The sequence below is a fragment of the Neptunomonas sp. CHC150 genome, from assembly GCF_030397555.1.
Classification (GTDB): Bacteria; Pseudomonadota; Gammaproteobacteria; order Pseudomonadales; family Balneatricaceae; genus Neptunomonas; species Neptunomonas phycophila.
In genome coordinates, this window is sequence record NZ_JAPNXU010000010.1 from 198321 (window position 1) to 212925 (window position 14605).

At 41.5% G+C, this 14605-nt stretch carries 10 protein-coding genes and 1 CRISPR repeat array (1 of these 11 running past the window's edge); of the genes, 2 read left to right on the forward strand and 8 right to left on the reverse strand.

Annotated elements, in window-relative coordinates; genetic code table 11:
• Window positions 1-1345: direct repeats of the CRISPR family, unit length 28 nt; unit sequence TTTCTAAGCTGCCTGTGCGGCAGTGAAC; it begins 2221 nt to the left of the window's first position.
• A 127-nt stretch (window positions 1346-1472) separates the two neighbouring features.
• From cas6f to OW491_RS12730, 6 genes are all read right to left on the reverse strand, one after another.
• The gene (cas6f, locus tag OW491_RS12705) at window positions 1473-2024 is read right to left on the reverse strand and encodes a type I-F CRISPR-associated endoribonuclease Cas6/Csy4 (protein WP_290036321.1); all 552 of its coding nucleotides are present in this window, start codon (window positions 2022-2024) and stop codon (window positions 1473-1475) included.
• Between the two features lie 8 nt (window positions 2025-2032).
• On the reverse strand, window positions 2033-3043 hold the full coding sequence (gene cas5fv, locus OW491_RS12710; protein ID WP_290036322.1) for a type I-Fv CRISPR-associated protein Cas5fv: 1011 nt from the start codon (window positions 3041-3043) through the stop codon (window positions 2033-2035).
• A gap of 8 nt (window positions 3044-3051) precedes the next feature.
• On the reverse strand, window positions 3052-3999 hold the full coding sequence (cas7fv, locus tag OW491_RS12715; RefSeq protein WP_290036324.1) for a type I-Fv CRISPR-associated protein Cas7fv: 948 nt from the start codon (window positions 3997-3999) through the stop codon (window positions 3052-3054).
• A 3-nt stretch (window positions 4000-4002) separates the two neighbouring features.
• Entirely contained in the window at window positions 4003-6942 is a 2940-nt protein-coding gene (locus tag OW491_RS12720; protein ID WP_290036325.1) for a CRISPR-associated endonuclease Cas3'', read from the reverse strand.
• Window positions 6939-7916: a type I-F CRISPR-associated endonuclease Cas1f gene (gene cas1f / locus OW491_RS12725; protein ID WP_290036326.1), complete on the reverse strand. Its 978-nt coding sequence runs from the start codon at window positions 7914-7916 to the stop codon at window positions 6939-6941. Before cas1f ends, OW491_RS12720 begins: the two co-directional genes overlap by 4 nt.
• 149 nt (window positions 7917-8065) lie before the next feature.
• A complete protein-coding gene (locus OW491_RS12730; protein ID WP_290036327.1) occupies window positions 8066-8914 on the reverse strand; it encodes a WYL domain-containing protein in 849 nt (282 codons plus the stop codon).
• Between the two features lie 233 nt (window positions 8915-9147).
• On the opposite strand from OW491_RS12730, the gene OW491_RS12735 reads away from it, so the two are divergent.
• Window positions 9148-12087 (forward strand): toxin VasX, encoded by a 2940-nt coding sequence (locus OW491_RS12735; RefSeq protein WP_290036329.1) that lies wholly within the window; start codon window positions 9148-9150, stop codon window positions 12085-12087.
• Window positions 12088-12090: 3 nt separating this feature from the next.
• On the forward strand, window positions 12091-13053 hold the full coding sequence (locus OW491_RS12740; protein ID WP_290036331.1) for a hypothetical protein: 963 nt from the start codon (window positions 12091-12093) through the stop codon (window positions 13051-13053).
• A gap of 16 nt (window positions 13054-13069) precedes the next feature.
• On the opposite strand, the gene OW491_RS12745 is transcribed toward OW491_RS12740, so the two are convergent.
• Both OW491_RS12745 and urtE read right to left on the reverse strand, forming a co-directional pair.
• Complete coding sequence (locus OW491_RS12745) at window positions 13070-13906, reverse strand: urease accessory protein UreD (RefSeq protein ID WP_290036332.1); 837 nt, start codon at window positions 13904-13906, stop codon at window positions 13070-13072.
• Window positions 13903-14598 carry an urea ABC transporter ATP-binding subunit UrtE gene (gene urtE, locus OW491_RS12750; RefSeq protein ID WP_075171118.1) on the reverse strand — a complete coding sequence of 232 codons (696 nt, stop codon included), beginning with the start codon at window positions 14596-14598 and terminating at the stop codon, window positions 13903-13905. The genes OW491_RS12745 and urtE overlap by 4 nt, the downstream gene beginning before the upstream one ends.
• Window positions 14599-14605 lie beyond the last annotated feature (7 nt).

A 14605-nucleotide genomic window follows, 5' to 3' on the forward strand; every position in this document is an offset into this window, starting at 1 on the left:
TCTAAGCTGCCTGTGCGGCAGTGAACGCAGAAAAAAAGGAAAGGAGGAAAAAACTAAGTTTCTAAGCTGCCTGTGCGGCAGTGAACAGTTATTGGGACATACTGTCAAAGGCGTTGGCTTTCTAAGCTGCCTGTGCGGCAGTGAACCTGATACTCTTTTGTGTTTTTCGGATGATAAATTTCTAAGCTGCCTGTGCGGCAGTGAACGCTGCGGCGCGTAGTCAACTTCTCTTCCGTAATTTCTAAGCTGCCTGTGCGGCAGTGAACTCGGATAGCACAGAGACCGTTTCTGTCGTTGATTTCTAAGCTGCCTGTGCGGCAGTGAACACCGATCCGTCCATCAAATAACATCGACAGAATTTCTAAGCTGCCTGTGCGGCAGTGAACGGCATTCACGCAGCTTGGAGTTCCACATAAGATTTCTAAGCTGCCTGTGCGGCAGTGAACAGAAGAGTGTAATCAGAAAGAAGAGGCTCCTTTTTCTAAGCTGCCTGTGCGGCAGTGAACAAGCTTTTATTTGTTGGTTCTGAGTCTATTGATTTCTAAGCTGCCTGTGCGGCAGTGAACGTTGAACAGAAACGTTTTCCTTCTAAGTCTAATTTCTAAGCTGCCTGTGCGGCAGTGAACCAGCAATAAATAAACCTATAGTTACAAATATTTTCTAAGCTGCCTGTGCGGCAGTGAACGAAATGCTACAAGAAGGCATTTACATTAAGCATTTCTAAGCTGCCTGTGCGGCAGTGAACTTTGACTTCACTTTTCACGACATCAAAGCAAATTTCTAAGCTGCCTGTGCGGCAGTGAACTTGGAATGAGCGCAAGAAACAGGCCGACTTCGTTTCTAAGCTGCCTGTGCGGCAGTGAACCATCGTATAACGATTCTTTATCTAACGTTTTTTTTCTAAGCTGCCTGTGCGGCAGTGAACTAACACCGCTTGATGCGCTTGCGCCAACCTACTTTCTAAGCTGCCTGTGCGGCAGTGAACCTCTTAAATAATATTATTTATACTTTTCTTTATTTCTAAGCTGCCTGTGCGGCAGTGAACAATGTCGGCTCTACCGGTTTCTTTGTGCTCAATTTCTAAGCTGCCTGTGCGGCAGTGAACCCAGCCTTGCAGGTTTATGAGCAGTACAGAGATTTCTAAGCTGCCTGTGCGGCAGTGAACCAATACCGGAATCAATCAATGCTTTATAGTCATTTCTAAGCTGCCTGTGCGGCAGTGAACGTAGAACTCAATCCCTTCGCCGGAGTCTTCCATTTCTAAGCTGCCTGTGCGGCAGTGAACGAACACCATCAACCATTCCTGTCAGGTTAGAATTTCTAAGCTGCCTGTGCGGCAGTGAACAATAGATTAGCAGCATAAAAATAAGTTACAACAAGCAGTTAGGATAAAAACACTCTTTTACCTTATTAAAAACCACCATTGTAACTTGTTGTTTTTAAAATGAATTTTTAAAGAGCAAAAAAATAGGTTAAAACCAAGGTACGGTAGCTGTGGTGCTTAATCCATATGAATCAAACTTTCCGCTCGTTGGATTTGGTTGTAACTCACCAAATTCAAAAAATTTACGGTGTACCTGCCCTGTTGAGCCACTAAACAAGTCAAGGTAAGGGTTATCAAACCCTTGGCTGAGCATTTTGACTTTGTAACGCTTCTCACCTTCTTTATCTATACTGCCTCGAGCAATTAAACGTTTTAACTTGGCTTTACTTAAATTACTGCGTTTAACTGAAACAACGCGGTATTGCACTTGTTCAGGCACCGCAGAAACGGCACTAAACTGACAATAACCAGATAATGCTCCCAGCCACTCTAAATCTTGCAAATCATGTAATGCACTAGCTTGACTATGTATACGAAATAGACGACCTAATTTTGTATGTACTTTCGGAAAGCTAATGCCAATATTGTTGCTATTTAGCGTGACCAAGGCTTTGTGGAATTTAGTAAACACCTTGCTGCTAAGCTCTGCTTCGCGCATTTCGCTATCCGGTTTTAATTGAATATCAATATATGAGTCCATGGTTGCTCCTAAAGCCGAATGTTTGAAACATAAGCCAGCCCTTTTTTACCAAGGTAAAAACTCGATACGCCGGCATTTTCAATCAGAGTTTTTATTTCTTGGGCTTTATCTCGATCTACATCAATAGTAATTTCTAATTGGCCGCTGGCTTTGGTCATCATGGAAGTCACCTCCCCTTGGCCTTTTATTTTTTCTTTTTTGATATATGGATTACCCCATATTATTTTTTTTGGCCCTGTAGTATATCTTCTCATAAAATCTTTTTTGGTAAATCCACGTTTGGATATCCCACTAATACCACCTGCTTTAGTTTTAGCAGCTGTCATATCAAAATCGCTTTCTAAGCGCTCAAGTTGCAAATAAAGAGCTGAACAATAGATACTAATAGGTGTTATTAGACCTTTCTTATTATAATACTCAGTATCAGGAAAAGATGACTTTAGCAGTTTAACCGCCTTGGCCAGATCACCTTGATTTTCCATCGCTTTTTCTTTATTTAAAAATTCTAAACGATTAATAATGCTAAGCGGATTTAGATCTATGACTTCAACTACTGGTGGATTGAAAATAATAAAATCACAAAGCTGCTTGAAACTTAGGTTCAGCACACCCCAAAACTGCTGTGAGTATTTTGACGTAAATACAGGATCAGCGACTTTTATCATTCCAGTGAATGCATTCTGATCAGTGCTGCCATTCATGTTTCGGATGTAGGTCATTTCATTGGTTAGTCTTGGCTTATCTATAAAACTCAATTTATCTTCTAACTTTTCGAAATAATAAGCGGTTTCATACATTTTGCTACGCGCCTGATAAAGCTTACGTTGATCACCAATCAAACGATTCAGTACGCCCATTACTGTGTCTAGTGTATTTTCACACAGTTTAAAATTACCGTCTTTTTTTAAGCTCGTCATTGAACCTAGAAATTCACGGCCCTTTTTAGGGACTGGCTCATTATTTGAGCCCCCTAAAAAAGCATTACGCCAACAAGAGTCGTAATCAATGGTTATTTTCATGCTTCCTCCTATTTTGCATAAAAATATTGAGCAAAAGGTGCATGTTGTTCATTCACGATTTCTGATTCATCACGCTTAATGCGCATCATCTTATGGCTGTCGTTATAATCAACAGTAATCTCATCAACATACATATAACCTTTCGCCTGACGAATACTTAAGTCAGCAATACGTGATAAGGTATGTTCAACAACAGCTTGAATTGCATCATTGTTAAGTAAAATTCCGCATTCACCCTCTTCGAAGATTGTACCCTTGCGTATATAGTTACCATGGAAAGTCGCTACAGGGTTAAGTACTGGATTCAATGTTTTAATGAAATTTTGTACTGTTTTAGCAACTTCTTCACCTTTCCCTTCTGTGATAACCATGCTGGCGCGGTCAAACTTTTTATCGAGAGAAATAAACTGTAATTGCTCAATGCTGATTGAGCCATACGAAATATATTCTGTATCACCGAAGGTAGTTTTAGAAAAAAATGATGAACTATCACGTGCACCAGCTTGACCAAATTGTTCAAAATTGCCGTTACCTAGCTGATCAACAAAATCTTCAATAAGTAGGGGGCTTGTTCGTTTACATTGGCTTGACGGCACAACATAACCACGAATTAACCCAGTAACTGATGCTAAGACCATCTCTAAATTTTTATCTGCCGCGAAATGCAAATCAAATGCTTGATCTTTAAAAAGGTGATGACGAATACAATTTTGGCTGATGTATAGCGGTGTCTTCTTAAAATCGATATCCGTCGCTTCTTTTTTATACTTATAGCCAGTATCGTCTTTTACTTTACCCGTTAAATTTGTATATCCTCGTAATTTAGGTAATGTATGGTTGTCGACCGTTTTCCCATTATCTCCGGTCAAGGTTGTTGGCCCATTCCAATTCACGACACCATGTCCTGCTGCTTTAATTTTAAAATCAACACTCTTAATTCCTGTTACTTTTTCCATGATTTATTCTTCATCTTCTGTAGTTTGATTAATTTGTTTTATAGACATAGCGCCGATAGCTTGTTTATCGCATACCGCATAATAGATTGCATGTGCGTGGCGAGCACTTTCGCCGCCCACCTGCAATAAATCGTTAGTGGTATAACTTAAATAAATCGGTGACTCTGGATCTCGAGCTTCGTTTAGTAATATTTTATCGGTGAATGACTTACCCGTACCGCCCATAATGTTGTGGTGTTTTTTAAACATGTGAGACAGTAAATCTTTATCACTTTGCCCGTAGCCACAAATTGCATTAGTGGAGTAAGTAAGATTATCGATATTACTGTCATCGTCCAACGGCATTGAGTAAGCGTATTCTGTAGGGTGGTATTTCGGATTTTGATCAGTTAAATAAACAACCGCCATTTGCACAAAACGGTTATCTCCACGCAGTGAACTTTTGCTAATTTTACTGCGCTTTTTATCTTTGTTTTTTTTCGGTGGTACCGTAATGGGATCGATCACTTTATGATTTATCTGTTGCACGCTATTTTTAAGCGCAGCGACTAAATCATTTTCAATAAGCCCTCGGTTACGGTCGGTATGATGAAAGGTAAAATACAACTGATATATCTCGGGCAAGGTAAACGTTTTACCTGCTAGTTCATTATTTAAAAACTGATACCATGCGCGCGCTGAACTTAGTACGTACATTTTGCCAAGGAACCCCGCAGCTGGGCTTTTTCCTTTTCCATTTGCAATGGATTCAGGTACCGCTAAGGCGTAAATATTCACATTTTTATTTTCGCCAAAACGATCTAACCGACCTAAGCGCTGTAAACAGTTTTCTGCACTAGTTATTTCGGCCACCATGTAATCACAACTGATATTCAGTGATGCTTGCACAATAGGCCCACTGCGCAGCACTTCATATTTGCGAGTACCATCACGCTTATATGCATCGTACACTTCAGCAAACCATTTACGCTTGTCACTTTTGATGAATTTTGAATGGAGCAACACAGCATTTTCGATATGTTGATTGACTATAAAACTGTTTTGTGCGGTAAGCGCCATGTTACTGATCACAAAAGTACAATCGCTTTGTGGTGTAAAAAGTGGATTGGATTTACCTAAGTCAGTATCGTCAAATACTTTAAAATCAAGTTGATACTGGCTTTGGTTAAACGAAGGCATGACTTTAATGTCGTCTGGGTGAATACCCAACAAGTCTTCAACAAATACATAATGCGGTGTAGCCGACACTAACAAAGTTTTTGCCTGCTGTTCTTGCATTTTTTTCGCTGCTATCAGCTCAGCAAACAATAAATTAAAAGACGGCATATTGACGTATTCATGAAATTCGTCAAACACAACATGTACGTTTAAAAAATCAATAAGGGTATTGGCTTTGGTGTGGCTTATAACTGAGCCGAGAACCTGATCAATAGTGGTGATTACTATGTCGCCAGAAAAATTCTCACCCTCGGATATTGGATTATCCCATTGATTATGAAACTTAAACTCACCAGTATTAATTTCAATAGTGCTATTAGGTAGGTATTGCTCTGAGGTCAGCTCATAAAATAAGCCTTGGCATACCTGTACCCGAGGACATACCCAAATTATACGCTTTGCGCCTTGTAGCTTTGCCCATTCCAAGGCAATTTTAGTTTTACCACAGCCTGCTGCACCTGCAAGTACCGCAATATCTTCAACATGATTTAGTTGCTTGGCGATTCCACTTTGTTTTTTACTTCTGACGCTTTCTGGAAAAAATGCACCTAAACAAGTCTCAATATCACTACTCAGAGTGGATTCAACATTAAGCAGCTCGGCAACAAGCTCATTTAATGAGCGTTCAAAAATAGCCGAGTGTAAACCCTCAGCACTTAACGAAGATACTTTTCGGTCTGCCGTGATCAAGCAAGCTCTTGCAATGTTATTTAACGCGTTTATTTTTACATTGGCATTATAGGCAGAGACTGACTCCTCAAAATCGTATTCTTTATAACTAGGTAACGGTGGCGCATCGGGCAGGCTAGCCTCTATTTCTTGAAAGACTTCCATCAGAATGGAGTTCTCAAGCAGGCTTTTACTTGAATTACGGTATGTTTTATCTATACCAATAACGTGCTTTAGCAAAGTTTGAGCTTTAGCCAAGATAGCTGTCAAACTAGATTCTTTTTGATTCGCCGCCCATTTTTTACTGATGTCTTTATAAGTATCAAAACCGCTTTTTTCTTTTCGAAACGGTTTAGCATGATGCCAGTAAACTGCATGTTTGACTGTGCGTTTATTGCTCGGGTTTAATAAGGTAAGCGATGCGCTATCAAGCAATTGATATAGCAATAACGACACTTCATTGTGCCTTGGGTGTTTATCGAAGCTAAACTTAGCATCGTCAATATGCTGGCCATCTTCCGCTATAAACGTTTTCTTTTTTGGGTTAGTTACCCACTCTTGGAACTTAGGGTCAACTTTGCCAAGGTCATGCAGACAACCCGCAATAAAATTCATGATTGAAAACTGTGAATTATCTGGAAATAGTTGCCGATGCAATTGCTCAGCCACATAACCTACGGCAAATAAGTGCTCACTTAGCGGCTGTAAATGTGTGTTTGCATACAACACGCCTTGTTTGGGTTTATCTGTTGCTACATCTATAAAAACCTCTTTTTCTGTCGTGTTCACAGGCACTACACCCTCCAAATTAAACTTATTCTTATTCCCTACCACCCATAGAAACTGGCTGCGAGATCGACTTCTGATCCAATGGCAACTAACTGCCGTACTTCTACTCGCGGTTTTACGCAGCATCTTTTTAACCGTTAAGAGCCCCTCTTCGGTGATCAATGTTTGCCATGTGTTATCGCCTATGCGATTGGCAAATGCATCTAGCACACGGCGTGTTTTTTTAAGGGCATTTTTCTCGCACTGGGAAACAAAGGTCACCATCATAGGTTTTGTTCCTCAATTTGAGTTTGAGTGTAATCTTGTAATGCGACTTTTTTTACCGACTCGAACATACAATCCATGGCTTTGTGATCGGTAAATTTTTGTAGTATTTGTTGGCGAAACTCTTGCTCTGTCACGTCTTCTTTTGCGCAGATAAATGCCCACGGTAATACGATGGCGTCTTTGATTAAGTCTGCAATATCAAAGACTAAAGCTCCCCGGCGTGTTTTGCCGTGCATTACCGCAAAACCATGAGGTATACCCAATACCCATAAGCAGCTTGCGGCTAAACCGTAGGCTAAGTAGTTACCATGGTTAAGAAAATCATTCGCTTTGTCTGTGGATTGGTGCTGACGGGTAAAGTCGCTGATACTCACATTGTTTGCAGCGTATTTATAAAGCACCTTAGTCAACTGAGCTTCAGTTAAGAGCAGATCTGATTGCTTTTTAGCCGCACCTGTTCTTTGATGGAAGGTTTCAAATGGCGACGTTAGCTGGCTATCTTTTATCGAAAACCCTTCGGCTTTTAAATCTTTATCTCTATTCCATACTTGCTCCAAAAAACCAATTCTCGTTTGCTGAAACGTTTTGGCAGCCATCAGCCGCTTTTCATCATCAAACCAGAACTTCATCCAGCCGTGCAGATATTCAGTCGGTCGATATTCACTTTGTGGGGTTAACCATTCGACTTCGCTTGCCATGTGAAGCGGTGTGCCCCCACCGCCACAAAAGCCAACCAACACTCCCGCTTGTGATAACATACGCATCGCCGCTTGAGTAATAGAAGTGCCAGTACCCAACATGATGACGGTGGTGTTAGCGATGGGAATATTAAAGTATTGGTTTTCTTTTTTGGCTTCGGTGAGATAGAGCACACGCCCGTCTTTTTGCATAACTCGGCAATATTCTAGGTAATACATATTGGCTCGTTTAGAGTGCAATATGGTTTTCATATCCGACGGTGAGAACTGCTCCATTTAACTCTCCTTAAAATAAGGCCATCCTTGGCTTTTCCATTTCCTTGGTATCCCTAACCCTATTCATCCATCCCTTTGTCGTCCTGACCTTTTCATTGGAGCGTATATTTGTGAGCCGCTCAATACTGGTCAGAAACACATGTCGCTTTTTAAGGCAGGTAGGGTTTAATCGCTTTATGGCTCTCGGGTGTGATGGTAATTTGTTGAGCTTCGGGGTCTTGGGCGTAATGGTCTAACCGCAGACGTTGCCATACATAAAGTACTAAAGCGGCGCGTACAGGGATAATGCGTTGGTTGTTTTCCATTTGATAATCCATAGCAATGATACGCTTTTTGGCAGGGCTTAAACGCGGGTCTGGTTCGATGACGATATCTAACCAAGTATTCCATCGCTCATCGTCTTCAGCGGTATGTTCTGAAGGGCCTTCAAATTCGAATTCACCACTAAAGCGAGATAAGACAAAATCTCGGTATTGTTGATTTTTTTCGCACCATGCGCGTACGTGCCAGCGGATACCATCAAATACTAAACAATGAGGCGAGATAATGCGGGATTCATACTCAGGCGACGAGACGGAAGCGTAGCCTATATCTAACCGACGTTTCTCTCGTATGGCTTTAATAATGGGCTGAACCAAAGCCGGCGAAATATTGCGTAAAGGCGCTTCTAATAGAGAGAAACCTGTCTTCAAAAATGACAGGTAGTCATCATAGCCAGCTCGCGCCAGTAAGTGATAATATTCATCAAAACTACTACCGGCATGCCAAGGCGTAAATTCATCCGTCAGCTGATAGCCTTTTGCAGATGCGTTGTAGTCTAAGTTTTGAGGGTAGCGCTGCGTATAAGACCCAATAATTTCAGACGCTTTTTGCCGGCCTATGCCAAATACATTCTGGAGGTGAGTTGTATTCACTCGGCCTTCCCACAACGCAAACAATTCGATTACTCGGTATCTTTCTTTTTCGTTGTACCTTAGCGGTCCATTGCTGTTTAACATGAAAATCCTTAGTTAATCCATCAACTGTGTTTTCATACTAGCTCAAAAAAAGCACTTTACAATGACCTGCATCGATCAAATCTAAGGAGGAAAATCGAATGCAAAAAATAGACACATCAAGCGTAAAGCAAATCGGTTAGAGACTAATTGTTAGACCTTTTCTAGGATAAGCAGTAATATTCTTTCGCTCTATCAAAATGCTTATAAAGCGCATCATTAGATAAGGATATCCAATGAGCAATGCGAAAAATGATCACGGCCAAATACTCCACAGCATACTCAATGGGGAAAGCCTAAAAAAAGCAAAAGCCACTCTTCCACCAGTTGCCACACCTAGCGGTTCACCCAATACTAAAGAAACTGGTATTACCTCATTGGGTGATGCAAAAGCTGACTACACACCGCCACCCGATACCAACATTATCCCTATTTTCCCTATGCGTTATGCGCTCAAAGGGGATTCCTTAACTAGCTTGATGGAGTCACCTAAGCAAATCGCGCCGCCTCAAAATATTAATAACCTCAACGATCATGAATTACTGCGAGTACGCAAAGGTTATATCTTTATTTATGATGACAAAGGCGTATGGAATATTTTTTCCCATTACACGGATAGCGAAGATACAAACGGTACCGAGTTTAGGCAATTGGATGACGGGGATTTTTCGGCACCCTACAGCTTTACCAAAGTATTTTGGAATAATGGCGCGCGAAGCGATTGGACAAAATACGAAAAAGAGAATGGGTACCCCTTCGCATTTGTTACAAAAGACGTAAAGACATTTTGGATAGCCTACAGCGAAGAGCGATGGCCTAAGCCGTTGTTCGACGCTGTATCGACTAACAGCACGTTAAAAAATCAACTCATGACGCAGGTTAACGTAAGTGATGGTGGTGATACCCATGCCGTGCCGCTTAGCGAACTTTCCAACATAAGCGACGCATTTACAAAAGAAGTTCCGGCTCAATCAAACACCGCTTATGAATTCGAGAATCTAATTAGGCATACGATGGCTCATCAAGAACCATCAGCGATGTTTGACAGTTTTTCCAGCTACCTTAATGGGTTAATCGTTGGTATTCACGACCCCATTGGAGAACATCTGGATATTAACGCAATGGTCTCTTTTCAAAACAACATAGCAACCAAGTTTTACGATGATCACTATTACCCGTTAACTATTGGCCAACTCATCGAACAACTACAAGCATCAGACCGCAAATATAAGTACCAGCTACCCGACACTCCCAGAAACAGACGGAATAAAATAGCAGGCAATCGAAGAAGGCCACCAATTAGCGACCCTCTCAGCCTTGAATTCGATACCAAATATGGCGAATTAAAGGCTGAGTATGAAGAGAATGATAAGATCAATGCCACGCTTACCCAATCACTGGCCTTACATGGGGAGCGTACAGGCAAAGGAACGGCAGAGCCTATACTCAGTTATCTATCCAAACACCTAGAGAACGCCAAAGGCGCGGACTTAGAAGAATATATCACCTATTATTGTCTCTATTATGCCAAGACCCTAGACAACCTATCGCACACCATCCCAGGGACAAACTATATTCAAGCGATTATTAATGCGATGGATTCAGAGGACTCCCCTCCACTGTCATTCAAACAAGTAAAAGCGGCCGGTGCTTTTTTAAGCAACGGGTTAAAAGGGTTTATTCGTGCCAGTGTCGCCAGCGGCTCTGTTTCAACGCGATTCCCCATTGTTTTGGACGCTGTCTGCAAGGCCATTGGTAAAGAGGCCGCTTACAAATACGTAGAGACCAAAAAGAAAGGCAACAAAGGCATTTATAAGCGAAAAGTCATCAGTCAGTTCGTAGAAACCTTTTTCGAAGCTTCATCTGAAGAATTTAAATCGGATTCAGCTACGCGGCAAATATTTGAATCAAGGCTACGTAATGGCGGCCGGTTCATCGACAACATCATACCCATAAAACAAAACGGTACTTTTGCCTTAACAGGTAAATACCGAACTGAAAGCCCATCCTCCTCCGAATCAGGCAAGGTCTACATTTACAGGGTAAATATGAAGTTTGCGTTAACGCCGCAATCAATCGATAACCATGAGAAAAAAATAGGGTGGGACTATAAGGCGACTCATTTAGGTATTGCCCTATCGTTCTTATCGCTTTACGACACGCTTGCATCATACAACACACCTAATCGAGCGCACTCTGCTGCGGGTCAATTAATAAACGACCCACGAGCCAAAATCACCAAAGCGTTTGCAGACTCATTCAGTGCCGTATTCGCACTCAATGAAGTCAAGTTTGCAGCCAGCATGGGTATGATACGATCAGACCTTACCGTAGAAACGCTAGCCAAAGCATTTAAGAAAAGATCCTTAATAGATAAATACATCAAAGGCTTACCGAAAAGCATCGATGAGGATTGGCTAGAATTACTAAAACCCTCAAGAGCTAATGTGAGTACGGGGCGGAAACTAGCACGACACACCGTTAAAGGGTTGGGCGTTATCGGTGTATTCTTATCGGCTGGTCTTGCATATGAATCCTACGTAAAAGGCGATACCGTGGGTGCTATCGGCAACAGCATTACGGCCATCGGCAGCTTCATTTTACTGTTTAGCACGATAGCCCCGCCTTTGTTTATTGTAGCCATAGGCCTCGTCATCATCGGCACGATCATTTCTTTGTTTGCGGATGATGAAAAGGAGACGTGGATAGAGCATTCGTTTTGGGGGACAAGTGATAGTTATTTATCATTTCATGAAAGACCCAAAATCAACAAACTTATAAATCTTGCTTCTTTGAAAAAAGAAAACTTAGAATTAGGCTTCAAAAGAGAAGTTGAAGAGTTTTTAGATATAATGTCGAAATTAACAATCACTGACGAGAACATTAATGATAATAAGTTCGAAATACTTTGTTCTAAAATCACCAACGATTCTGAGCTCAAAAAACTCACAATAACATGTAATTCCTATCAAAAAATACCAACACCACATGGCCATATTAAAAAGCCTATCAAAAAAATCATCACATCAATAAAGAAATACCTAGTATCACCTGGTAAGGTAGAAGTTTTATATGAGGCCCCAAAAAAGCCCCATCGCATTCTTCTAGTTTTTCAAATAACACTACCTAGAGTAACTAACGGTGAGTTTTTTGAAGAAATAGAAATAGAGATTTAAAAAATGATCAACAATTTAAGAAAAAACTTAAAATCAAATAAAAAAACATTAAAAATAAAAGTTAACACAAACGAACACATTAGGCTAACTCTAATCATAGGATTAATTGCTTTTGTATCAGGAGTATTTTTTATAAACAATTTAAGCATAGGAGAATTAAAAGAAAACTTCGAAACCTCATATAATAAATCTTTTAATCGAGAAGTATTAACTAGAAAAACATTTATAGAGATTCTTGGATACGAACCCAAAGATCATGAATTAGCTCCCTTCGCAGAAGAATGGCTTAGACCTCTAAGCCCAGACCAAGTATTCCTTAACTATTTTGGATTTTTCTTCTTTTATATAACACCTATCGTTATATTTCTCTTCATACTCTGCTACCCAAGAAACCAACCCATTGTTTGCGATAGAGAAAGGCGTGTTATTTATACCGTATCGTTTAATCGACTTTACATTTTTCAACTTCAAAACCTAGATAAGCGCTATTACACGCCCATTACCTTTTTAAAAATGGATGATAAAACAGGGGTATTTCAACCTGTTGATGGTGCATTACATGACAGCTTACATGTTAATTTACAGCGGTCGGACAAACCCGAAGTAATTAAAACCTTTCGTTGTGGCAGCATCCCTGTTGTAGATTCGTATTTTGGTAAAGTGATACGCGACTTTGTTGCCGATTATTTTTATGGTGATTTAGACGAAAAGGATCTTTATCAGTCTAAAAACAGCTTTAGCATATTCGACCCTATTCGGTGGTTTTTTGACTACCCACTGTGCTATTACCGTGATCGCACGCGTGATAAAAAAATACTGGCTAGAGTCGACCAATACATAGCCGACAATCCTAAGCCGTTCATTTCTGAAGGCACGCCATCTAAAGAACAGGTAGTCGCCGAGCACAAAACCAAAAAAGGGAATTACCACCGCTATTATAATGGATTGGTTCCTGATTATGATTAACGCTAGGCACTGAAAGCTACGTCGCCCAAATTCGCGGTGGGCACGCGGGTACTTCTAACCACTGCTCACGTAGCGCTTTCCACACGGGGATAAGCACTTTTTGTATGTCTTCGGTGTTGTTACCTAGCATGCGAACAACAAGGAGGTTATCCATCCAAGTTGCGCCTACGGGTAAGCTGGGGTCAAACGATTCGAGTACGGTTCGTACAGTATCTAGGTGAGTTTCTGGGATAGTGCCTGCGATTAGCGAAGCATTCATAGCATACCCACGCAGCCCAGCTGCGCTCTCTACTAACGAGAGGCCATTTGTTTTCATGCTATCAATAAGCTGCAATGTGCCATCAACATGTACACGCAAGCAGGTATCCATATTGCCGTTATCAAATGTTTCTTGGATTGCGGGACGGCCTAAGCATTGCAGCTCCCATCCGATAAATCGGCTGCCCTGTACTAAGTGAACATCACTGTAAATGCGAGCATTCGCGCCTGGAAATGCGATATTTTCTTGTGGCAGCCATTCCAGTGTGGCCCCGGCTTGCACCGTTAAGGTTTGTTGCTGCAGTGCTTGTTTACCTTCGGAACGATAAAACTTGGTGGCACCCGGCGTAGTGATCATGGTATGAGCATTCGGTTGAACATCTACCCGGATATCCAATTGATCGCCGCCCACAACGCCGCCCGGAGGGTGCAGCAAATAGGTATGGCAAGGTGCACCTTCAGGATATAAAGAGCGCTGCACAGCTAAGGGGCCGCGTTGAACACGATCCACCAGCCGCGTTTTTCCATTGCGATCTTGATAACCCAATTGCAGCTGTGCTTTCCACCCTGTTTCTGGCTGTACCCGTGCATTCATACTGTTAAATACTCTTTTACTAAGGCGTCATTAAGAGCCGTCATTTCACCTTCAGCAACATGACGACCGCGATCGAGAATGCAAAAACGGTCCCCTACCTTGCGAGCAAAGGGTAGTTTTTGTTCGACTAATAGGACGGTAAGCCCCATTTCTCGGTTCAACTTACGAATGATATCACCAATTTCAGATACCACATTAGGCTGAATCCCTTCTGTGGGTTCATCCAGTATAAGCAGCTTTGGGTTGACTACTAAGGCTCGTCCTATTGCTAGCTGCTGCTGTTGGCCACCCGATAAATCACCACCGCGACGGTGTAACATATCGTTAAGTACAGGAAATAAATCAAAAATATATTCGGGTATTTTTCGATCACCGCGCGCACGAACTGGCAGACCTATTTCTAAGTTTTCTTCGACGCTCAATAAAGGAAAGATTTGACGCCCCTGCGGCACGTATCCCACCCCTAAACGAGGGCGTTGCTCTACTGATTTGTTTAACAGGTTTTCTCCAGCTAGCATCATGCTGCCACTTTTAACCGCATGATGGCCCATAATGCACTGAAGCAGGGTGGTTTTTCCCACACCATTGCGCCCCATTAGAACGGTGCATTGCCCTTCTGGCACGTGTAAATCTACATCCCACAGTGTATGGCTCTGACCATAGAATTGGTTCAATGCTTCTATTTTTAACATGGTAAAT

Bases quoted from the DNA above. Each gene is read 5' to 3' on its own strand.
- cas6f (WP_290036321.1), bottom strand. From the start codon at position 2,024: ATGGACTCATATATTGATATTCAATTAAAACCGGATAGCGAAATGCGC.
- cas5fv (WP_290036322.1), bottom strand. From the start codon at position 3,043: ATGAAAATAACCATTGATTACGACTCTTGTTGGCGTAATGCTTTTTTA.
- cas7fv (WP_290036324.1), bottom strand. From the start codon at position 3,999: ATGGAAAAAGTAACAGGAATTAAGAGTGTTGATTTTAAAATTAAAGCA.
- OW491_RS12720 (WP_290036325.1), bottom strand. From the start codon at position 6,942: ATGATGGTGACCTTTGTTTCCCAGTGCGAGAAAAATGCCCTTAAAAAA.
- cas1f (WP_290036326.1), bottom strand. From the start codon at position 7,916: ATGGAGCAGTTCTCACCGTCGGATATGAAAACCATATTGCACTCTAAA.
- OW491_RS12730 (WP_290036327.1), bottom strand. From the start codon at position 8,914: ATGTTAAACAGCAATGGACCGCTAAGGTACAACGAAAAAGAAAGATAC.
- OW491_RS12735 (WP_290036329.1), top strand. From the start codon at position 9,148: ATGAGCAATGCGAAAAATGATCACGGCCAAATACTCCACAGCATACTC.
- OW491_RS12740 (WP_290036331.1), top strand. From the start codon at position 12,091: ATGATCAACAATTTAAGAAAAAACTTAAAATCAAATAAAAAAACATTA.
- OW491_RS12745 (WP_290036332.1), bottom strand. From the start codon at position 13,906: ATGAATGCACGGGTACAGCCAGAAACAGGGTGGAAAGCACAGCTGCAA.
- urtE (WP_075171118.1), bottom strand. From the start codon at position 14,598: ATGTTAAAAATAGAAGCATTGAACCAATTCTATGGTCAGAGCCATACA.